A 21,124-nucleotide genomic window follows, 5' to 3' on the forward strand; every position below is an offset into this window, starting at 1 on the left:
GCACGATCAGCGGCAGCAGCGACATGCCGGCGCTGGCGCCGACGAAGAAGGCCGCGGCGCGTACCAGTACCGCCTGCAGCGGTTTCGAGGCGCGGCTGTAGCGCCAGCCGGCGCGCATGGCGCCCAGCAGGCGCTCGGCCGGGAAGGCCGCCACTTGGCGCTCGCGCTTCCAGGTCAGCAGCACCGCCATCACCGCGAAGAACGACAGGGCGTTGAGAGCGAAGGTCGCCCAGGGGCCGCTCAAGCTGACCAGTACCCCGGCGATGGCCGGGCCGAGGGCGCGGGCGACGTTGATGCCGAGGCTGGACAGGGCGATGGCCGAGGGCAGGTCGCGCTTGCTCACCAGCTCCGGCGTCAGCGCCGACCAGGCAGGCATCATCAACGCGGTACCGACGCCCATGGCCAGGGTCATGCCCAGCAGCAGCCAGACCGTGGTCAGGCCGAGCAGGGTCAGTACGGCCAGCAGCGTCGCCACCGCCGCCATCCACAGCTGCACGCCGAGCAGATAGCGGCGCTTGTCGACGATATCGGCCATGGCGCCGGCCGGCAGCGCCAGGAGGAACATCGGCGCGGAGCCGGCGACCTGTACCAGCGCCACGTGCATGGGGTTGGCCGACAGGCTGGTCATCAGCCAGCCGGCACCCACCTCGTGCATCCAGGTGCCGATGTTCGAGGCGATGCTGGCCAGCCACAGCCAGCGGAAGGTGCTGTGCTTGAGTGCGCCCCAGGGCGAAGGTTTATCGCTGGCCATGTCAGAAGGCAAAGCAGGAGCAGCCGAAGGCGCCCCAGAAGCCCTGGTGATCGCTCACCGGCACACTGCTGCGACGCGCACGGTCATGCTGGTGCTGATGCACTGCGCAGGCGCCGATGCACTGGTGGATGCTGGCGGCCATGGGCGCGGCGACCGGCTTCCAGTGCCCGGGCACCATCGTCACCGGCGACCAGTCCGGCAGTACCGGCAGCGTCGGCGGGGCGAGCTTGTCGAACTCGCCGGTGCCATGCACCACCTTGCCGCCGACGATGGTCAGTACCGACTCCAGCCACTTGATCTGCTCTTCCTCGATGCTGAAGAAGTCCGCGCTCAAGGCCACCAGGTCGGCCATCTGGCCCACCTTGATCTGGCCCTTCTTGCCCTGTTCGCTGGAGAACCAGGCGCTGCCGTGGGTGAACAGCTGCAGTGCGGTGTCACGCGGCAGACCCTGCGGGTTCAGCGTGGTGCCCCCGACCGTCTTGCCGCTGACCAGCCAGTACAGCGCGGTCCAGGGGTTGTAGCTGGCCACGCGGGTGGCGTCGGTGCCGCCGCCGACCGGCACGCCTTCGGCCAGCATGCGCTGGATCGGCGGGGTGGCTTCGGCGGCCTTGGCGCCGTAGCGGTCGATGAAGTACTCACCCTGGAAGGCCATGCGGTGCTGGATGGCAATGCCGCCGCCGAGCGCGCGTACCCGCTCGATATTGCGCGGGCTGATGGTCTCGGCGTGGTCGAACAGCCAGGGCAGGCCATTGAACGGCATGTCGCGGTCGACCTTCTCGAACACATCGAGCATGCGCGAGATGGATTCGTCATAGGTGGCATGCAGGCGGAACGGCCAGCGCTGCTCGACCAGATGACGCACCACCGGCTCCAGGTCGGCCTCCATGCTAGGTGCGAGGTCCGGACGCGGTTCGACAAAGTCCTCGAAGTCGGCAGCGGAGAACACCAGCATCTCGCCCGCGCCGTTGTGACGGAGGAAATCATCGCCCTGGTGCAGCTTGACGCTGCTGGTCCAGTTCTTGAAGTCGGTCAGCTCTTCCTTGGGCTTCTGGGTGAACAGGTTGTAGGCGATGCGCACGGTGAGCTGATCCTTGTCGGCCAGCTCCTGGATCACCTGATAGTCGTCCGGGTAGTTCTGGTAGCCGCCACCGGCGTCGATGGCGCTGGTCACGCCCAGACGGTTGAGTTCACGCATGAACTGGCGCGTGGAGTTGACCTGATACTCCAGCGGCAGCTTCGGCCCCTTGGCCAGGGTGGCGTAGAGGATCAGCGCATTGGGCCGTGCGATCAGCATGCCGGTGGGCTCGCCGCTGGCATCGCGCTGGATCTCGCCACCGGGCGGGTTCGGCGTGTTCTTGTCGTAGCCCACGGCGCGCAGCGCGGCGCGGTTGAGCAGGGCGCGGTCGTAGAGGTGCAGGACGAATACCGGGGTGTCGGGCGCTGCCTTGTTCAGCTCATCCAGGGTCGGCAGGCGTTTCTCGGCGAACTGGAATTCGGTCCAGCCGCCGACCACGCGCACCCACTGCGGCGTCGGCGTGCGGTCGGCCTGATCCTTGAGCATGCGCAGGGCATCGGCCAGCGACGGCACGCCCTCCCAGCGCAGCTCCAGGTTGTAGTTGAGGCCGCCGCGGATCAGGTGCAGGTGCGAGTCGTTGAGGCCGGGGATCACCGTGCGCTTTTGCAGGTCGATCACGCGTGTGGCATCGCCGCGCAGGGCCATGGCCTCGGCATCGCTGCCGACCGCGACGAAGCGTCCGTCCTTGATGGCCACGGCGCTGGCCTGGGGTTTTTCGCGGTCGACCGTGTGCAGGCGACCGTTGTACAGAATGAGATCGGCGCTCATGTTGCCTCCTGATGAGCTGGCGGACGAGTCGCCGGCCATGGCGGCGAAAGGCAGGGTGGACCACAGCGCCCCGGCGGCGCCGAGCACGCTGCTGGTGGCGAGAAAGTGGCGACGTTTCGGGTCGGAGGGATCCTGGCTCATGGTCGATCCTCATCGGCGGTTGGGCTCAGCCAGGCGGCGAACAGACGCGTGGCCATGGGCATGAACAGGTACACCACGAGCAACACGATGCTCAGGGTGATCACGACGTTGCTCGGCAGGTAAGCGCCGAGCCAGGGAACAAGGTGGAACAGGGGTTGCCAGAGCAGCGGTATCAGCAGACTCAGCGGCAGGATCACCAGGAAGGTGACGCAGGCCTGTTTCCACCTTGGCGGCGGCGTCTGCGCGCTTTCCGGCATGAACCAGAATTCCTTGCCCTGGGCGATCTCCAGCTGGTCGCCGGCGCGCAGCAGCGGCTCGATCTCGGCGATCAGCTGACGCCTTTGCTCCGAGTCGATCCAGTCCTGCAATTGCTGCAGGCCGGCGAAGCGCAGCACGCAGGTGAATTGCGCCAGGCTGGCCTGACGGCTGCGTACCACGTCCACGCCCAGATGACCGGGGCATTGGCTGGCAGTGATGATGATGCGCCGTAGCCAGGCCTCGTAACGCGGCACATGGTCGGGGCGTACCTGATGGCGCACCACCAGGGTGACGGTTTCCTGTTGCGTCTCGCTCATGCTGGAGACTCTGCGCGTGGCCTTGGTCTTGTCGATCCAGCGGCGCGCAGCGATGCGCGCCACTGGTCGAGTCGGGGGCGTTACCGCCGTCATGGGCTCAGATGGGCGCCGCCACCGGGGCCAGGGTCGGACCGTGCTGCACCCGCTCCGGCGCCTTGTGCACCATGGTGTAGGCGTAGTCCACGCCCATGCCGTAGGCACCGGAGTGTTCCTTGACCAGGGCCATGACGGCGTCGTAGGTGTCGCGGTTCTTCCAGTCGCGCTGCCACTCCAGCAGTACCTGCTGCCAGGTCACCGGCACCACGCCGGCCTGGATCATGCGCTGCATGGAGTAGTCGTGGGCGGCCTGCGAGGTGCCACCGGAAGCGTCGGCGACCATGTAGATCTCGTAGCCGGCGTCGTGCATGGCGGAGAGGGCGAAGGTGGTGTTGCACACCTCGGTCCACAGGCCGGAGACGATGACCTTGTTGCGGCCGTTCTTCTTCAGCGCGTCGCGAACCTTCTGGTCGTCCCAGGAGTTCATCGAGGTGCGCTCGAGCAGCGGCGCGTCGGGGAACACGGCGAGCAGTTCGGGGTAGGTGTGGCCGGAGAAGCTCTCGGTCTCGACCGTGGTGATGATGGTCGGCACGTTGAAGATCTTGGCCGCCTTGGCCAGGCCCACGGTGTTGTTCTTCAGGGTTTGCCGATCGATGCTCTGCACGCCGAAGGCCATTTGCGGCTGCTGGTCGATGAAGATCAGCTGGCTGTTGTGCGGGGTCAGGACTTCGGTTTTTGGATTGCTCATAGCGGTTACCTGTCGGTGAGGCGGTGGACGATGCACGCATCCCGTCGGTGGTTGCCGTCGGGGAGACGAAAGGACTATTGCAGAGCGGCCGCCGCCTGGATTGGATGTAACTGCGGTTCTGGTATCGGGCTGTGGCGTTCAGGCCAGGTGTTCGCGCAACGCCGCGCCGGCCTGCTGCATGGCAGTGCGCACCGCAGGCACCTCGGCGATCACGTTGAGCAGGCCATAGTCGTGGATCATGCCGTTGTAGCGCACCGCGCTGACCGCGACGCCGGCCGCGCCCAGGCGGCGGGCATAGGCTTCGCCTTCGTCGCGCAGCACGTCCATCTCGGCGGTCTGCACCAGCGCTGGCGGTAGGCCCTTGAGCTGTTCCAGGCTGGCGCGCAGCGGCGAGGCGTGGATCTCGTTACGCTGCTTGGGGTCGGTGGTGTAGTTGTCCCAGAACCATTCCATCATGCCGCGAGTGAGGAAATGCCCCTCGGCGAACTGGTTGTAGGAAGCGTTGTTGAAGTTGGCGTCGGTTACCGGCCACAGCAGCAGCTGAAAACGCAGCTTCGGCGTACCGGCCTCTTTCGCCTTGATGGCGACCACCGCCGCCATGTTGCCGCCAACACTGTTGCCGGCCACCGCCAGGCGCGAGGCATCGACACCGATCTGGCTGCCATTGGCGGCCACCCATTGGGTCGCAGCAAAGGCCTGGTTGATCGCAGTCGGGTATTTCGCTTCGGGCGAGGGGGTGTAGTCGACGTAGACCGCCGCGGCGCCGGAATGCACCACCAGGTCGCGGATCAGCCGTGCGTGGGTGGGATAGTCGCCCAGTACCCAGCCGCCACCGTGGAAGAACATGAAGCCCGGCAGGTTGCCCTGGCTGCCCGCCGGACGCACCACCACCAGCTTGAGCGTCTGGCCGGCAGCCTCGATGCTGTGTTCACGGGTTTCCACGGCCGCCAGATCGACCTCGACCGAGGCTTGCGCGCCCACCAGCACGGCGCGGGCTTCCGCAGGCGATAGCCGTTCCAGGGGCGTGCCACCACCGGCGGCCAGGGCTTCGAGAAAGGATTGCGTGTTGCGTTCGACGCCGGGACTGCCGGCGCCCAGGTTGGGGGAAGGCTGCATGGCGATTCACCTCATGATGGCTGAAGGAGCTGTAGCGCTACTGCGTCGGGCATCTTCTGCCCTTGCGGTCGATCCGGCTTGTACCGGCCTGCCGTTTTGGCATCAGGCTGCTGCCGGGCTGCTAGAGTGAGAGCGGAGTCGCTGGCGTCCGCACGAGGTGGGCATGACAGGGGAAAGTCGCAAGCTGGGCCTGGGGTCGCTGACCGCGCTGGTGGTGGGCTCGATGGTCGGTGGCGGGATCTTCTCGCTGCCGCAGAACATCGCCGCGCGGGCCGATGTCGGCGCGGTGCTGATCGGCTGGGGCATTACCGCGGTGGGCATGCTGGCGCTGGCCTTCGTGTTCCAGGGCCTGGCCAACCGCAAGCCGCAGCTCGATGGCGGGGTGTACGTCTACGCCAAGGCGGGCCTCGGCGATTACATGGGTTTTTCCTCGGCCTGGGGTTACTGGATCAGCGCCTGGCTGGGCAATGTCGGCTATTTCGTCCTGCTGTTCTCGACCCTGGGTTACTTCTTCCCGGTCTTCGGCCAGGGCAACACGCCGCTGGCCATCGCCTGCGCCTCGGTGTTGCTGTGGTGCGTACACGCCCTGGTGCTGCGCGGCATCAAGGAGGCGGCGCTGATCAACCTGATCACCACCGTGGCCAAGCTGGTACCGATCCTGCTGTTCATCGTCATCGTCGGCCTGGCCTTCGACCGCGACATCTTCACCCGCGACATCTGGGGGCGCAGCAATCCGCAATTCGGCGGCGTGCTGGAGCAGGTGCGCAACATGATGCTGGTCACCGTGTTCGTGTTCATCGGCATCGAAGGGGCGAGCGTGTACTCGTCGCGTGCCGAGCGCCGCCGCGATGTGGGCAAGGCCACGGTGATCGGCTTTCTCGGCGTGCTGGCGCTGCTGATGCTGGTCAACCTGCTGTCGCTGGGGGTGATGAGCCAGCCCGAGCTGGCGGCGCTGCAGAACCCGTCCATGGCCGGAGTGCTGGAGCATGTGGTGGGGCGTTGGGGGGCGGTGCTGATCAGCATCGGCCTGGCGGTGTCGCTGCTCGGTGCGCTGCTGTCCTGGGCGCTGCTGTGCGCCGAAATCCTCTTCGTCTCTGCCAAGGACGGCACCATGCCGGCCTTCCTGCGCCGGGAGAACGCCAATCAGGTGCCGGTCAACGCGCTGTGGCTGACCAACGGCATGATCCAGCTATTCCTGCTGATCACCCTGTTTTCCCAGGGCACCTACCTGTCGCTGATCTACCTCGCGTCGTCGATGATTCTGGTGCCCTACCTGTGGTCGGCGGTCTATGCGCTGCTGCTGGCGCTGCGCGGCGAAACCTACGAAGGCCAGGCCGGGCTGCGCCGCAAGGACCTGGCCGTCGGCCTGCTGGCAGTGGGCTACGCGATCTGGCTGCTGTATGCCGGCGGGGTCAAGTACCTGCTGCTGTCGGCGTTGCTCTACGCGCCGGGGGTGCTGCTGTTTCGCCAGGCCAAGTGCGAGCAGGGGCAGGTACTGTTCACCCGCTACGAATGGCCGATCTTCGCCGCCGTATTGCTGACCGCCGTGCTGGCCGGCTATGGCCTGTATGCCGGTCACCTAACACTGTAGGGCTGGACAAAGCGGCCAGCGCGCGGATAATCCGCCCCATCGCCCTCTGACTCTGGCCTCGCGACCCCATGCGCAAAACCCTGCGTACCGCCCTGATCTGGATGCTGATGCTGGCCCTGCCGGCACAGGCCATGGCGGCGCTCGGCATGCAGTTGTGCGAGCAGGTGCATCGCAGCGGCGCTCTGCAGATGAGCTCGACTCAGCAGGGCGAGCACGGCATGCCCCACGACATGGCGGCCGACAGCGCACATGGCGCGCATCAGGACGCCGCTCCGCTGGCCAGCAGCGATGCTCCCAGCGATGGCAGCCTCTGCACCCTGTGCGCCTTCTGCGTCGGTGTCGCCGCGCCCAGCCAGCCGTTTCTGAACGACTCTGCCCTGCAAACCGTCGAGCCGGCTGCAGCCTGGCCCGACCGCCTTATCGTCGGCGTAGCCGACACGCCCGAACGCCCCCCGCGTCTTTCACTCGCCTGAGCCCCTTAGGTAGCGCCGTCCTGCGGCGCCTGTAGCTCACGCGGCCGCCTGGCCGCCGTACGCGAGAACACATCATGACTTTGCATTCCCTTGCCGGAAGGCTGCTGGGTATCGCCGCCCTGGCGCTGCCCGGCATCCTGATGGCGGCCCAGCCCGATCCGCTGGACGCCAACGCCACCGTGCCGGCGCAGGATTACCGTTCCCCTCTGCAAGACTACCGCGCCCAGGCCGAGGAGCCGTTGCAGGATTGGCGTGCGGCCAACGATCTGGTCGGCCGTATCGGCGGCTGGCGCACCTACAGCATGGAAGGCTGGGAGCAGCCGGCCGAGCAGGGCGCCGAGCCCGTCGAGGGAGGTGGCCATGACCACCATTAAACCCGCCGTACTGCTCTGCGCCGCGCTGCTGCTGGCCGGCTGCGCCGGCTTCAGCCAGGACGGTGGCTTCGACCCGGTGCAGCAAAGCGCCGAGCGCCAGCTGGACAAGCAACTGCTGTGGGCGCGCGACGAGGCCGGGCGCAGCCAGATCGAGGCGCGCGTCGCCGAGTTGCTGGCCGAACCCCTGAGCCTGGATGCCGCAGTGCAACTGGCGCTGCTCAACAACCGTGGTCTGCAGGCGTCCTTCGACGAGCTGGGCATCGGCGAGGCCGAGCGCGTGCAGGCCGGGCGCCTGCCCAATCCCGGCTTCTCCTATGGCCGTCTGGAAAAGGGCAGCGAGGTCGAATACGAGCGCGGCCTGCACCTGAATCTGGCGCGGCTGATCGCCCTGCCGCTGACCTCGCGCCTGGAAGGTCGGCGCTTCGAGCAGCTGCAGCGGCAGACTAGCCTGGCGGTATTCGAGTTGGCCAGCGAGACGCGCAAGGCCTGGTACCAGGCGGTCGCCGCCGAGGAGAGCCTGGTCTACGCACGGCAGGTGCTGGACGCCGCCGAAGCCGGCGCCGATCTGGCCCGGCGCATGGCCGCAGTGGGCAACTTCAGCAAGCTGCAGCAGGCCGAGCAGCAGAACTTCTACGCCGAAGCCGGCATCGGCCTGTTGCAGGCCGAACAGGCGCGAGTACGTAGCCGCGAGCAGCTGACCCGTCTGCTCGGCCTGTGGGGCGAGCAGCTCGACTACCGCCTGCCCGAACGCCTGCCGGCGTTGCCGAAAACCGCGGACGAGTTGCCGGACGTGGAGCGCCTGGCCATGAACCAGCGCCAGGACATCCAGGCCGTGCGCCTGGATGCCGAGCGCCTGGCGCAGAACCTCGGCCTGACCCGCACCACGCGTTTCATCAACGTGCTGGAGCTGGGCGTGGTCAACAACCGCTCCAACGAGGAGCCGACCCAGCGCGGCTACGAGATCAGCGTCGAACTGCCGCTGTTCGACTGGAGCGGTGCCAAGGTGGCGCGGGCCGAGGCGCAGTATCGCCAGGCGCTCAACCGCGCCGCCGAGACGGCGATCAACGCCCGCTCGCAGGTGCGTGAGGCCTACCACGCCTACCGCAACGCCTTCGAGCTGGCGCAGCACTACCGCACCGAGGTGCTGCCGCTGCGTCAGCGCATCGCCGAGGAAAACCTGCTGCGCTACAACGGCATGTTCATCAGCACCTTCGACCTGCTCGCCGATGCGCGCCGCCAGGTGCAGGCAGTGGATGGCTACCTGCAGGCGCAGCGCGCCTTCTGGCTGGCGCGCGCCGACCTCGACATGGCCCTGCTGGGCGCCCCCAATCCCTCGCTCGGCGCGGCGCCTGCCGCTGCTGCCGAGCCGGCCGCCGCCGGCCACTGAACAAGGAATTTCCCAGATGGTTTCACGACGCGATTTCTTTCTCGGGGCCGGCGCCATCGGCGCTGCGGTGGCTACTTCGGCGGTCAGCCGGGTGGCCATGGCGGCCCTGCCCGAACCGGTGCTGCAGGCCAGCGCCGACACCCAACCGCCGCTGCAGCCGAACAGCGGGCGGCCCTACAACCCGGTGGTCACCCTCAACGGCTGGACCCTGCCGTGGCGCATGAACAACGGCGTCAAGGAGTTCCACCTGGTCGCCGAGCCGGTGGTACGCGAGCTGGCGCCCGGCTACAAGGCCCACCTGTGGGGCTACAACGGCCAGTCGCCGGGGCCGACCATCGAGGTGGTGGAGGGCGACCGGGTGCGCATCTTCGTCACCAACAAGCTGCCCGAGCACACCAGCATCCACTGGCACGGCCAGCGTCTGCCCAACGGCATGGACGGCGTGGCGGGCCTGACCCAGCCGGCGATTCCGGTGGGCAAGACCTTCGTCTACGAGTTCGTCGCCCGCCGCCCCGGCACCTTCATGTACCACCCGCACGCCGACGAGATGGTGCAGATGGCCATGGGCATGATGGGGTTCTGGGTCACCCACCCCAAGGAGCATCACCCGCTGATCAGCGAGGTGGACCGCGACTACTGCTTCCTGCTCAGCGCCTACGACATCGAGCCGGGCGCCTACACGCCGAAGATCATGCAGATGCTCGATTTCAACCTGTGGACCTTCAACAGCCGCGTGTTCCCCGGCATCGACCCGCTGGTGGCGCGCCAGGGCGAGCGCGTGCGCCTGCGCGTCGGCAACCTGACCATGACCAACCACCCGATTCACCTGCACGGTCACGAGTTCGAGGTCACCGGTACCGACGGCGGGCCGACCCCGGTCGGCTCGCGCTGGCCGGAGGTGACCGCCGACGTGGCGGTGGGGCAGATGCGCCAGCTCGAGTTCATCGCCGACGAGGAGGGCGATTGGGCGCTGCACTGCCACAAGAGCCACCACACCATGAACGCCATGGGCCACGACGTGCCGACCCTGGTCGGCGTCGATCACCGCGACATGACCCGCAAGATCGCCAAACTGGTGCCGGACTACATGGTGATGGGCGAGCGCGGCATGGCCGACATGGCGGAGATGCAGATGCCGCTGCCGGACAACACCGTGCCGATGATGACCGGCGACGGCCCGTTCGGCTCGGTGGAGATGGGCGGCATGTTCACCATGCTCAAGGTGCGCAAGGAGCAGGCCGCCGGCGACTACCGCGATCCGGGCTGGTTCAAGCACCCAGCCGGCACCGTGGCCTATGAATGGAAAGGCGCACTGGCCAGCCCGAGCCGCTCGCACGACGGCGGCGGCCAGTCGATGCCACTCAAGCAGCCGCTCGAGGCGCCGGTGGAAGTGCAGGTACGCAAGCCCGGCGGTCATGCCGGGCATTGACGGGGCGGGCCGCCACGCGGCCCGGTCCCCACAGCAAGCGAGGATTCACCGATGAAAACAGCACAGGTACTGGTTCTGACCCTGATCGGGCTGCTCGGCAGCCCGGCAGCGTTGGCCCATAGCGAGACGCACGAGGAGCATCACGCCGCCGTAACGATCAGGGAGCAGAAGCCCTGGGGCATCGCCGGCGACGCCAGCGAAGTCGACCGCACCATCGAGATCCGCATGACCGATCAGATGCGTTTCACCCCGGATCGGCTGCAGGTCCGGCAGGGCGAGACCATTCGTTTCGTCCATCACAACGACGGCAAGATCCTCCACGAGTTCGTCATCGGTACCCGCGAAACCCTGGATGAACATGCCGAGGCGATGCTGCGTTTTCCCGGCATGGAACACGACGAGCCCTACATGGCCCACGTTGCGCCGGGGCAGAGCGGCGAGATGATCTGGACCTTCAACCGAGCCGGCGAATTCGATTTCGCCTGCCTGATCGCCGGCCACTACCAGGCCGGCATGGTTGGCACCATCCGGGTGCTGGCCGACTGACCTACGAGAGGAAACACGCATGAAAAAACCATTGCTAATCGCGGCGCTGGCCGCCCTGTTCAGTCTGCCGTTGCAGGCCGCCGACCCCGCACCGCTGAGCCAGGGCGAGGTGCGCAAGGTGGACGCCGCCGCGCAGAAGATCACCCTGCGTCACGGCCCCATCGCCAGTATCGGCATGCCGCCGATGACCATGGTGTTCGAGGTGGAGCCGGGCAGCCTGCTCGAGGGTGTCGAGGCCGGTGACAAGGTGCGCTTCCAGGCGCGCCAGGAGGGCAACCGCTACATCGTGACCGAATTGCAGGTCGTCGAGCAGTAGCCGGCCTGGCGCTCAGGGCGGCGGTTGTGTCTGCAACTGCGCCTGCGGCATGCCGATATGCTGGCCCTGCGAGTAGTCGATACCCAGGGCCAGCACCTTCTCCTGCACCGCTGCCGAGTGCACGAACTCGGCCACCGTCTGCATGCCGAGGCTGCGGGCGAACTGCACGATGCCCAGGGTCACCGCCAGGGCGTTGGGGTCGCTGTCGAGCTGGCGGATCAGGCTGCCGTCGATCTTGATCAGGTCGACGTTGAGTCGCAGCAGGTGCTCGAAGTTGGAGTAGCCGGTGCCGAAGTCATCGATGGCGATGCGGCAGCCCAACGCCTTGACCTCGTCGATGAAGGCGCGCACCTGGCTGTAGTTGTCGATGCCTTCGGATTCGAGAATCTCGAAGATCAGCCGGGGCCCCATGCCGCTGTGCTGCAGCTGTTCCTTGATGGTCTGGCTGAGCTGCGGGTCGATCAGGTCTTCGTAGGACAGGTTGATGGAGAACTCGTAGGGCAGGTCGCGAAAGCGTTCCAGGCATTTCTCCAGCATCACCCGGGTGATCTGCCGGTGCAGGCGGATTTTCTTCGCCACGCCGAGAAAGCGCCCCGGGTTGATCACCTGGCCATCGTCATCGAGCATGCGCACCAGGCACTCGAACTTGCCGATGCTGCCGCCGTGGTTGTCGAGAATCGGCTGGAAGTGGGGCAGCAGCCGGTCTCCCTGCAAGGCCGTCTTGACCTTGTTGGCCCATAGCAGGTTCTGCTCGTACTCCTCGCGGATCTTCAATGCCGGGTCGTAGAGCAGGTGGTTGCGCTGCTGCAGGCGCGCCAGCTTCAGCGCGATGGTCGCCGACGCCAGCAGGCTGTCGCGTCCCTGGCGGGCCTCGCCGGCACTGAGCCTGGCGGCGCCGAAGGTGGCGTTGAAGCCCACCTCCTGGCCCTGCCAGTCCAGCCGCTGGCGCTGGATGAAGGTGCCCAGTTCGTTCATCCGCGCCTCCAGCGCTTCGTCGCTGAGCCGGGGCAGCAGCACGGCGAACTCGTCGGCGGTGAGGCGGTACAGGCGTGCGCTGTCGGCCTCCAAACGCAGGTGCTGCAGCAGCTGCGCGCCAAGGTGGCGCAACATCTGGTCGCCACAGGCGTGACCATAGAAGCCGTTGATTTCCTTGAAGGCGTCGAGGTTGAGCAGGATCAGGCTCGGCCGTGGCGTGCGCTGCAGGTCCAGCAGCAGGCGCGCGCGGTTCGGCAGCTGGGTCAACGGATCGGTGTAGGAGGCCTCCAGCTGGCGCATGGTGTTGGCGATCAGGTGCAGCAGCAGCGCCGCCAGCAGCAACACCACCAACCCGGTGAGCACGAGAATGCGCAGGTTGCTCTGGCGCATCGGGGCCAGCACGGCGTCGATCTCGTTCTGCGGTACACCGAGGCCGAACAGCATGTTGGCGCGGGTCATGGCGAACAGCAGGGCATAGCGCTCGCCGTCGATCAGCAATTCGCGACTGTAGAGCTGAGCCCGCGCTGTGCCGGGAGCGCCGGTGGTGGTGGCGGCCCGGGTCAGCTGCTCGGCGAGGATGGCATCCATGATGCGCTGCGCCGCCGGGGTGTCGTCGCGTTCGCTGAGGCTGGTCAGCTTGCGATTGTCGCGATCGAGCAGGAAGGAAAAGGTATTGGGCGTGAGCTTGATGTCGCTGATCAGGCGCACCACGTCCTCGCTGCGCCAGTCGCTGCTGGCCAGGCCGATGATGCGCTGGCGACGGTCGTACAGGGGCGTGGCCAGGGTGATCACCGCGGCATCCGACAACGGGTTGTAATAGGCGGCGCTCCACAGCAGTGGCTCGGCCAGCGGCAGATTGCGCGGCTGATCGCTGGGCAGCAGGTTGCGATACCAGTCCAGGCGCCGCGGATCGCCGCTCTGGCGCAGCACTTCGATGCGCCGGTCCGCCGCCCAGTGCGCGTAGATTCCGGGGGTATCGGCCAGTGCCGGGAAATGACCGGGCTCGAACCACAGGCCGACGCCGAAGGCATCGCTGAAGTCGCGCAGCTTCTGCCGCAGTTGCGTCTCCAGCTCGGCGGTATTGCCGCTGCGCTGCAGCAGCTCACCGAGACGGGCGAGGGATTCGGTGTGCAGCTCCATGCGCCTGTGGTGGCTGTTGATACGGCCGAGATTGGCGTAGAAGTTGTCCTCGATCTGGCTGCGGCGCAGCTCGGCCATGGCGCGCTGGGAATAGTCCAGGTTGAGCGTGGACATCACCCACATCGCGGTCAGAAACAGCGCCACCAGCAGCAACACCAAGAGCATCAACAACCGCTTGGAGGAGCCCGCCAGGCGGGGCAGGCTGGCCATCAACGCTGATCCAGTGCCCGGCGCACCTGCGCCTGAGCCTGGGCGATCTGCCCTTCGTCGAGTTGCGTGCGCAATTGCTGCAGGCGGGCTTCGGCGCGCGGCTCGCCATTGTCGCGCGCCAGGCTGATCCAGACGTAAGCCGCTGCGGCATTGGCCGCAACCCCGCGGCCCTCGGCGTACAGCTCGCCGAGCTGGTACTGCGCGGCCGCGCTGCCCTGGCGCGCGGCGCGCAGCAGCCAGTCGTGCGCCTTGTCGTTGCTCGCCGCGACGCCCTTGCCCTCGAGGTAGATCAGGCCGAGCTCGAGCTGCGCCTCGCGATGTCCCTGCCTGGCGGCCTGTTCGAAACGCTGGCGCGCCTTGATGGGGTTGGCCGCGACGCCCTGGCCACGCTGATACATGCGCGCACTCTGATACTGGGCGCGGGCCAGGCCCTGGTCGGCCGCCTGGTCGAACCAGCTCAGGGCGGTGGCGGGGTTCTGCTCGACGCCCTGGCCGCGCAGGTACAGCTGGCCCAGCTGGTAACGCCCGTCGGGCGACTGTTCGGCAGCGCGGCGCGCCCAGTGCAGGGCCTCGGCGTATTTCTTCAGGCTGCTGGCGATCACCGACAGGTTGTACTGGGCCTTGCCATCGCCTGCCTCGGCCGGCGCCAGGCAGGCGTCACGAGCCTGGCTGTAGTTCTTGATGGTGAACAGCAGATAGCACTCGTTGGCCTGTTCGGTGCCTGCGCTGGTCGTTCTGGGCGACCCTTTGCCGATGGGCGTTGCCTGGCTTGGGGTAGGGCGCTCGCTCGTCGCCACGGGTTTGATCTGAGCGGCAAAGGCGGCAATCTCCGCCGGACAGGAATCGGCATAGCTGGCGCGCATCTGCTGCAGATTCTCGTTGGTCTTGTCGCGTTCGGCGTAGCGCAGGGCAACCTGCCGGCACCGGCGCTGGCGCTCCTCGACGACCTGACGCAGATGGGCGCTGCGGCTTGGGTCGCTGCCATGCTGATCGAGGTAGTGAGTCAGGGGGGCGATGTAGGGCTGGTCGAACAGCGCCGCCAGCTCCCGATCATACTGCGCAGTGTTTTGCGAAGAGCCCTGGTTGCCCACGGCGCGCGCCTGCTGGCTGATCCGTTCGCCGGCCTTGCTCAGCAGTTCGCTCGACCGGGCGATCAGGCCGTCCTGCGGCTGCAGGCTCGAGCAGCCACTGAGGCAGAGGAGGCAGGTAAGACAGACGATCAGCTGGCGCACGGGCTCCCCCCAAACTTCACGGCTGCCGAGGCGGCGGACGATTTCAGCGAGTCGGCCTGACTACTCTAGTCGAAAACGGGGGAGGTTGATCTGGGCGCCAACCGGAGCGGGAAACTGGCCGCCGTTGGTGCGCGCGGCGGCCAGCAGGAACTCAATTGAGCGCGTCGGTCAGGGCCTTGGCAGGCACCAGCTTGACCACTTTCTTCGCAGCGATCTCGATTGCCTTGCCGGTCTGCGGGTTGCGGCCGGTGCGGGCAGGGCGCTCGCTGACTTTCAGCTTGCCGACGCCGGGCAGGGTGATTTCGCCGTCGTTTTCCAGGGCGTCACTGACGATTTCACCCAGCTGATCGAGCAGTGCACGGACCGTGCTCTTCGGCAGGTCTACGGCTTCGGCCAGGTCGCCGATCAGTTGGTCTTTGGTGATTGCCATGATGTAACTCCATTAATCAGATGGGGGGTTCGGCCCCGGCGCAGGGCTCAGGCACGGGCGTAGTGGCCGAAGGCGGGGAACGCTAGCACAAATGTCGGCGACGCGTGGTCGTGCGCGGTAGGTGGGTTAGCCCGCGTTAGTCGGTGCGTTGCGGCCTGTGGTTCCCGAGTGCGACGAAAATACGCAGCGCAACGACCGGTGGCTTCGGCGTGGCGGGTTTGCCCGTCGGGATGATGGCAGCGGGGGCGTGATATCCCGAATATGCGAGATCGCCCGGCGTGGCGGTCAGGCTCGACTAAGCTTTTGAAACACGTATCGAGCTGGAGTGCCTTCATGCTACGCGCCTTCGCTGACCTGGGGTTTCGCTGGAAAATCGCTCTGCCGATTCTGCTGCTGGCGGCCTTGCTGGTGACCATGGGCGTGCTGGGCATGCGTGGCATCGCCCAGGTGGCCGAATCCAGCACCACCCTGACCAATCGCCATCTGCCGGCCATCAGTCTGCTGCTCAACGCAGATCGTGACCTCTACCAGGCCTTCGTCGCCGAGCGCAGCCTGCTCGACGAAAACGCTGAAGAGCATGCCGCACAGTTGCGCAAGGTGCATGCCGACAATCTCCAGCAGGCCTATGACCGCGTCCACAAGTTCGCCGCCATGCAGCCCGGTAGCCAGGCGCTCGCCCTGGTCAGCGAGTTCGACCGCGGCTTCGAACGCTGGAAGTCCACGTCCCTGCGCGTACTGGAGATGAGCGCGAGCGATCCGGAAGCTGCCAGCCGGCTCAGTTTCGGCGACAGCGAGATGCAGTTCGAAGAGGCGCGCAATGCCATCGACAAGCTTGGCGAGCTGGAGGACGAAGCGGCCAATTCAGTCGGTACCGCCGCCATATCGCGCGGCGCTGCACTGGCCTGGCAGCAAGGGCTGATCATCGCCATCGGCCTGCTGGTGTGCCTGGTACTGGTGATGGGTTTCCCTCTGCTGGTGACCCGGCCGCTGCACAGCCTGCTGCATCGCATCGAGCAAATTGCCGATGGCGACGGCGATCTGCGTGTGCGTCTCGATGTGCTGTCGAGGGACGAACTCGGCAAGCTCAGCCATGCCTTCAACCGCTTTCTGGACAAGTTGCAACCGCTGATCAAGGAAGTCGGGCGCGTCACCGGTGAGGTGGCCGATTCGGCCAAGAACCTGGCCGGCATGGCAGCGGCCAATGATCGGCTGATCAGCAGCGAGCACGCCGCGGTGGATCAGGTCAGCACAGCCGCTACCGAAATGAGCGTGGCGGTGCATGAAGTTGCACGCAACGCGCAGAACGCCGCTGACGCGGCGCGGCACGCCGAAGTGCAGTCACGCGAGGGCGCGCAGGTGGTCGGTACGACCATCCATTCGATACGGCAGCTGGCGCAGGAGGTGGAGAGCGCTTCCGACACCATCCAGACCCTGGAGCAGGAAACCGCCAACATCGGTGCGGTGCTGGCGGTGATCAAGGGCATCGCCGAGCAGACCAACCTGCTGGCGCTCAACGCCGCCATCGAGGCAGCACGGGCAGGGGAGCAGGGGCGCGGTTTCGCCGTGGTCGCCGATGAGGTGCGGGCACTGGCTGCGCGCACCCAGGAGTCGACCAAGGACATTCAGCAGATGATCGAGCGCTTGCAGATCGGCGTGCAGAATGCGGTCAAGGCCACCCACTCCGGCAGCGCCCGCGCGCGGCAGAGCGTGGAGCAGGCAGCCGGCGTCGATCAGGCGCTGAGCGTGACCGGGGATTCGGTGCAGCGTATCAACGACATGGCCGCACAGATCGCCACCGCCTGCGAGCAGCAGAGCAGCGTCACCGAAGAGATCGCGCGCAACATTAGCGACATCCGCGACCTCTCCAACGAAGCGGCGCAGACCTCGGAGCAAAGCACCCAGGCCAGCCAGCGCCTCTCCGAACTGTCTACCGATCTGGCTCAGCTGGTAGGGCGTTTTCGCGTGTAGGAAACCGCTTGGCGCATCTAAGTGATTGAAGCGGTTGTAACTTTGCATTTAGTCGTTACAATGGCGCGGCCCGTCGCAATGGCGGGCAGCGTTATGGTGGCCCTGCCGGTCCCCTCGCATTGATCAGCCGTGAACCCGGTCAGGCCCGGAAGGGAGCAGCCGCAGCGGTGACATCGAGTGCCGGGGTGTGGCTGGTGGGGTCCACCTCCATAGCCTATGTTCTTTTAACGGTTTTCGCTCTCGTCACGTCAGTGATCATGGGGCGATCTATCGTGCCACCACTTCCTCCTTGTCTCTGGCCACCCCGTTATTCGATCTTCAATTTCAGGATTGTGGAGCCTGGAGATCTGCGTTCGTTTTCCCCTGTTTTGAGACGCTCCGTCCGCTGCAAACGCACTACCATCGCGAAGCACTGATTAGTGGTCGCGTATTGCTTCTGCCTCAACAGTGCGATTCCTCAGGAAAGGAGGCGTTTCCCCTGCGAGTCTTGGTTGGAAAGCTCCGCTGTAAGCCTTACAGCTGTAAAGCTCGTTACATACGTATCACTCGCCAGCGGCAAATTTCAGTCTCCAAATCAAGTAGTTATCGAATGGCATAAAGGGCTATCGCCCCAGTGCTGATCTCGCTCCGGGTCAGTGAAAATCCCGGCTCTTCACATCGAGCCCGGTCAGCAGCGGGCTCAGGTCGGTCAGGCGCCCGGCGATGACGTGGCGCACGCCGTCGGCGCTTTCCAGGTGGCCGTCGATGCGCAGCAGGCGTGATTGCAGCAGCACCCGGCGCTGGCGCTCGGCCAGGTCATGCCAGACCACCACGTTGATCATGCCGAACTCGTCTTCCAGGGTGACGAAGATCACCCCGCTGGCGGTCTGCGGGCGCTGGCGGCCGATCACCAGGCCGGCGACGCTGACCGGCCGGCCGTGCTCGACTGTGCCCAGCTCGTGCGAGCTGCGGCAGCGTTTGGCCCTCAGTCGTTCGCGCAGCAGCGCCAGCGGGTGCGGGCCGAGGGTGGTGCCGAAGGTGGCGTAATCCGTCAGCAGGTCTTCGCCGACCGTGGGCCGTGGCAGCGCCACGGGTTCTTCACGGCTGGAATGGCCGGCGAACAGCGGCAGCTGCGGTTCCACTCCGGCCACCGCCCAGCGGGCGCGGTAACGGTTTCCGGCCAGGCCGCGCAGGGCGCCGGCGTCCGCCAGGCATTCGCGCGCGCGGGCATCCAGTGTGGCGCGTCGGCACAGATCGTCCACATCGGTGAAGGGCGCCGCCTGCCGCGCCGCCTCGATGCGCAGGGCATCCTCCTCGCGGAAGCCGCGCAGCAGGCGCAGCCCCAGGCGGATTGCCGGCTGCTCGCCGCCGCTTGGCTCCAGGCTGCAGTCCCAGGCGCTGTGGCGCACGTCCGCCGGGCGCACTTCGATGCCGTGGCGGCGGGCGTCCTGCAGCACCTGGTCGGGGCTGTAGAAGCCCATCGGCCAGCTGTTGACCAGGGCGCAGGCGTAGGCGGCCGGCTCGTGGCATTTCAGCCAGCAGCTGGCGTAGGTAAGCAGGGCGAAGCTGGCGGCGTGGGATTCGGGGAAGCCGTAGCTGCCGAAGCCCTCGATCTGGCGGAAGATGCGCGCGGTGAATTCCGCCGTGTAGCCTTTTTCCAGCATGCGTGAGGTCAGCCGCTGGCGATGCGGCTCCAGCCCGCCGTGGCGCTTCCAGGCGGCCATCGAGCGGCGCAGCTCGTCGGCCTCGCCGGGGCTGTAATCGGCGGCGACCATGGCCAGCTCCATCACCTGCTCCTGAAACAGCGGCACGCCGAGGGTGCGTGCGAACACCGGAATCAGCTCTTCGGACGGGTACTCCACCGCTTCCTCGCCGTTGCGCCGGCGCAGGTAGGGATGAACCATGTCGCCCTGGATCGGCCCGGGGCGGACGATGGCCACCTGGATCACCAGATCGTAGAATTTTTTCGGGCGCAGGCGCGGCAGCATGGCCATCTGCGCGCGCGACTCGATCTGGAACACGCCGACGGTGTCGGCGCGGCTGATCATGGCGTAGGTCGCCGCATCCTCCTGCGGCAGGCTGGCCAGGGTCCAGCGCGTGCCGCGGTAGCGCTCGATCAGGGCGAAGCAGCGGCGCAGCGCGCTGAGCATGCCGAGGGCGAGGATATCGACCTTGAGCAGGCCGACCAAGTCGAGGTCGTCCTTGTCCCACTGGATCACGGTGCGCTCGGCCATGCTGGCGTTCTCCACCGGCACCAGGGTCTGCAGCGGGTGTTCGGAGATGACGAAGCCGCCCGGGTGCTGCGACAGGTGACGGGGAAAGCCGATCAGCTCGCCGGCCAGGGTCAGGATGCGGTGCAATGACGGGCTGTCCGGGTCGAAGCCGGCCTCGCGCAGACGCTCGGCGTCCGGTATGCGGTCGCTCCAGCGTCCGCAGCAGTCGGCCAGGGCGCCGACCTGGTCGGGCGGCAGGCCGAGCGCCTTGGCCACGTCACGCAGCGCGCCGGCGCCGTGGTAGGTGCTGGCCACCGCAGTGAGCGCCGCGCGCTGGCGGCCATAGCGGCGAAACACGTACTGGATCACTTCCTCGCGGCGTTCGTGCTCGAAGTCGACGTCGATATCCGGCGGCTCGTTGCGCTCGCGCGAGAGAAAGCGTTCGAACAACAGCCGGCTGCCCGAGTTGTCCGGGTTCAGTTCGGTGATGCCGAGGGCGAAGCACACCGTGGAGTTGGCCGCCGAGCCGCGGCCCTGGCAGAGGATGTGCTGCTCGCGGGCCCAGCTGACGATGTCGTGCACGGTGAGAAAGTAGCTCTCGTATTTCAGCTCAGTGATCAGCTGCAGCTCATGCTCGACCTGCGCCCGCACCTTGGTGCTGGCGCCATCCGGCCAGCGCCAGCGCAGGCCTTCTTCGACCCGATGACGCAGCCAGGAGGAGGCATTGTGGCCGGCCGGCACCAGCTCGTGCGGGTATTGATATTTCAGCTGGTCGAGCTCGAAGTGGCAGCGCTCGGCCACCCGTAGCGTCTCGTCGAGCAACGCCTGCGGATACAGCTCGGCCAGCTCCTCGCGGCGGCGCAGGTGGCGCTCGCCGTTGGGGAACAGCCAGGCGCCGGCCTCGGCCACCGGCAGGTGCTGGCGGATGGCGCTCATGCAGTCCTGCAGGGCGCGGCGGCCGCGGGCGTGCATATGCACGTCGCCGCAGGCCAGGGCGGGAATCTGCAGGCGCGCGGCCAGGGCCTGCAACTGGTGCAGGCGGCCGGCATCGTCGGCGCCGCGGTGCAGTTCGATGCCCAGCCACAGGCGGTCGGAAAAACGCTGGCGCAACCAGATGCCTTCGTGCTCGCTGGCATGCGGTTCGGCCAGCCAGATCGCCAGCAGGCCGGCCAGCGGCGTGTCGAAGTCCTCGCGCAGCAGGCGGTAGCGACCCTTCTCGGCGCGGCGCCGGGCGACGGTGATCAGCCGGCACAGCGCCTGGTAACCGGCCAGATCCTCGGCCAGCAGCACCAGCTTGGGGCCGCCCTCGATGGGCATCTCGCTGCCGACGATCAGCGCCAGGCCGGTCTCCCTGGCCGCCTGCCAGGCGCGCACGATGCCGGCGAGCGTGCATTCGTCGGTGATTGCCAGGGCTCGGTAGCCGAGGCGCGCGGCGCGCTCGAACAGCTCGCGGGCGCTGGAGGCTCCACGTTGAAAGCTGAAATTGGACAGGCAGTGCAGCTCGGCGTAGTCGGGCGTCATGCGAACCAGCCATGCAGCTGCAGCGGTCCGGCGCCGCCGACCGGGCGAAAGGCCCAGGCGCGCTGGCCGCTGCGGGTTTGCACCAGGTAATAGTCGCGGCGCAGGTCGCCGCCGTCCCACCAGCCCGATT

Annotated in this window: 18 protein-coding genes and 1 other RNA gene; 9 read left to right on the top strand and 10 right to left on the bottom strand. The window is 66.9% G+C overall.

All coding sequences use genetic code 11. The features are described 5' to 3' along the window. From N7333_RS19830 to N7333_RS19850, 5 genes are all read right to left on the bottom strand, one after another. The coding region (locus N7333_RS19830) for an MFS transporter (protein ID WP_279859279.1) at nt 1-751 on the bottom strand (751 nt) is incomplete at its 3' end. Between the two features lies 1 nt (nt 752). Further along, complete coding sequence (locus N7333_RS19835; RefSeq protein ID WP_279859292.1) at nt 753-2,594, bottom strand: amidohydrolase; 1,842 nt, start codon at nt 2,592-2,594, stop codon at nt 753-755. 137 nt (nt 2,595-2,731) lie between these two features. Continuing rightward, nucleotides 2,732-3,310 (bottom strand): antibiotic biosynthesis monooxygenase, encoded by a 579-nt coding sequence (locus N7333_RS19840; RefSeq protein WP_279859280.1) that lies wholly within the window; start codon nt 3,308-3,310, stop codon nt 2,732-2,734. Nucleotides 3,311-3,407: 97 nt separating this feature from the next. Continuing rightward, a complete protein-coding gene (locus tag N7333_RS19845; protein WP_003243736.1) occupies nt 3,408-4,094 on the bottom strand; it encodes a hydrolase in 687 nt (228 codons plus the stop codon). 138 nt (nt 4,095-4,232) lie between these two features. Beyond that, nucleotides 4,233-5,210, bottom strand: coding sequence for an alpha/beta hydrolase (locus tag N7333_RS19850; protein WP_279859281.1), 978 nt, complete (start codon nt 5,208-5,210; stop codon nt 4,233-4,235). A gap of 163 nt (nt 5,211-5,373) precedes the next feature. Here N7333_RS19850 and arcD point away from each other — a divergent pair, with 163 nt between their 5' ends. The 7 genes from arcD to N7333_RS19885 all read left to right on the top strand — a co-directional run bounded on the left by arcD (nt 5,374) and on the right by N7333_RS19885 (nt 11,326). Next, nucleotides 5,374-6,801, top strand: a complete 1,428-nt coding sequence (arcD, locus tag N7333_RS19855) for an arginine-ornithine antiporter (RefSeq protein ID WP_279859282.1) — start codon at nt 5,374-5,376, stop codon at nt 6,799-6,801. Between the two features lie 68 nt (nt 6,802-6,869). Beyond that, entirely contained in the window at nt 6,870-7,274 is a 405-nt protein-coding gene (locus N7333_RS19860; protein WP_279859283.1) for a hypothetical protein, read from the top strand. A gap of 74 nt (nt 7,275-7,348) precedes the next feature. Continuing rightward, nucleotides 7,349-7,648 carry a hypothetical protein gene (locus N7333_RS19865; protein WP_279859284.1) on the top strand — a complete coding sequence of 100 codons (300 nt, stop codon included), beginning with the start codon at nt 7,349-7,351 and terminating at the stop codon, nt 7,646-7,648. After that, nucleotides 7,635-9,035 (top strand): TolC family protein, encoded by a 1,401-nt coding sequence (locus tag N7333_RS19870; RefSeq protein WP_279859285.1) that lies wholly within the window; start codon nt 7,635-7,637, stop codon nt 9,033-9,035. The genes N7333_RS19865 and N7333_RS19870 overlap by 14 nt, the downstream gene beginning before the upstream one ends. A 16-nt stretch (nt 9,036-9,051) precedes the next feature. Then, complete coding sequence (locus N7333_RS19875; protein WP_129483357.1) at nt 9,052-10,464, top strand: copper oxidase; 1,413 nt, start codon at nt 9,052-9,054, stop codon at nt 10,462-10,464. Nucleotides 10,465-10,515: 51 nt separating this feature from the next. Further along, the gene (locus N7333_RS19880) at nt 10,516-11,010 is read left to right on the top strand and encodes a cupredoxin family protein (protein ID WP_279859286.1); all 495 of its coding nucleotides are present in this window, start codon (nt 10,516-10,518) and stop codon (nt 11,008-11,010) included. A 19-nt stretch (nt 11,011-11,029) separates the two neighbouring features. Next, nucleotides 11,030-11,326: a copper-binding protein gene (locus N7333_RS19885; RefSeq protein WP_012018894.1), complete on the top strand. Its 297-nt coding sequence runs from the start codon at nt 11,030-11,032 to the stop codon at nt 11,324-11,326. Nucleotides 11,327-11,338: 12 nt separating this feature from the next. Here the strand turns inward: N7333_RS19885 and N7333_RS19890 are convergent, their stop codons facing one another. The 3 genes from N7333_RS19890 to N7333_RS19900 form a co-directional block, all read right to left on the bottom strand. Next, nucleotides 11,339-13,651: an EAL domain-containing protein gene (locus N7333_RS19890; RefSeq protein WP_279859287.1), complete on the bottom strand. Its 2,313-nt coding sequence runs from the start codon at nt 13,649-13,651 to the stop codon at nt 11,339-11,341. Next, nucleotides 13,651-14,883, bottom strand: a complete 1,233-nt coding sequence (locus tag N7333_RS19895; protein ID WP_279859288.1) for a tetratricopeptide repeat protein — start codon at nt 14,881-14,883, stop codon at nt 13,651-13,653. The genes N7333_RS19890 and N7333_RS19895 overlap by 1 nt, the downstream gene beginning before the upstream one ends. Before the next feature lie 151 nt (nt 14,884-15,034). Next, nucleotides 15,035-15,313, bottom strand: coding sequence for an HU family DNA-binding protein (locus N7333_RS19900; RefSeq protein ID WP_003243757.1), 279 nt, complete (start codon nt 15,311-15,313; stop codon nt 15,035-15,037). Between the two features lie 333 nt (nt 15,314-15,646). On the opposite strand from N7333_RS19900, the gene N7333_RS19905 reads away from it, so the two are divergent. Further along, entirely contained in the window at nt 15,647-17,281 is a 1,635-nt protein-coding gene (locus N7333_RS19905; protein ID WP_279859289.1) for a methyl-accepting chemotaxis protein, read from the top strand. A 103-nt stretch (nt 17,282-17,384) separates the two neighbouring features. After that, an RNA gene (ffs, locus tag N7333_RS19910) (signal recognition particle sRNA small type) lies at nt 17,385-17,481 on the top strand. Nucleotides 17,482-17,913: 432 nt separating this feature from the next. Here the strand turns inward: ffs and N7333_RS19915 are convergent. Together N7333_RS19915 and N7333_RS19920 are read right to left on the bottom strand one after the other, a co-directional pair. Further along, nucleotides 17,914-20,994, bottom strand: a complete 3,081-nt coding sequence (locus N7333_RS19915) for an error-prone DNA polymerase (RefSeq protein WP_279859291.1) — start codon at nt 20,992-20,994, stop codon at nt 17,914-17,916. Beyond that, on the bottom strand, nt 20,991-21,124 hold a 134-nt coding region (locus N7333_RS19920; protein WP_279859294.1), incomplete at its 5' end, for a hypothetical protein. The genes N7333_RS19915 and N7333_RS19920, both read right to left, overlap by 4 nt.

The organism is Pseudomonas sp. GD04158 (assembly GCF_029834875.1).
Classification (GTDB): Bacteria; Pseudomonadota; Gammaproteobacteria; order Pseudomonadales; family Pseudomonadaceae; genus Aquipseudomonas; species Aquipseudomonas hydrolytica.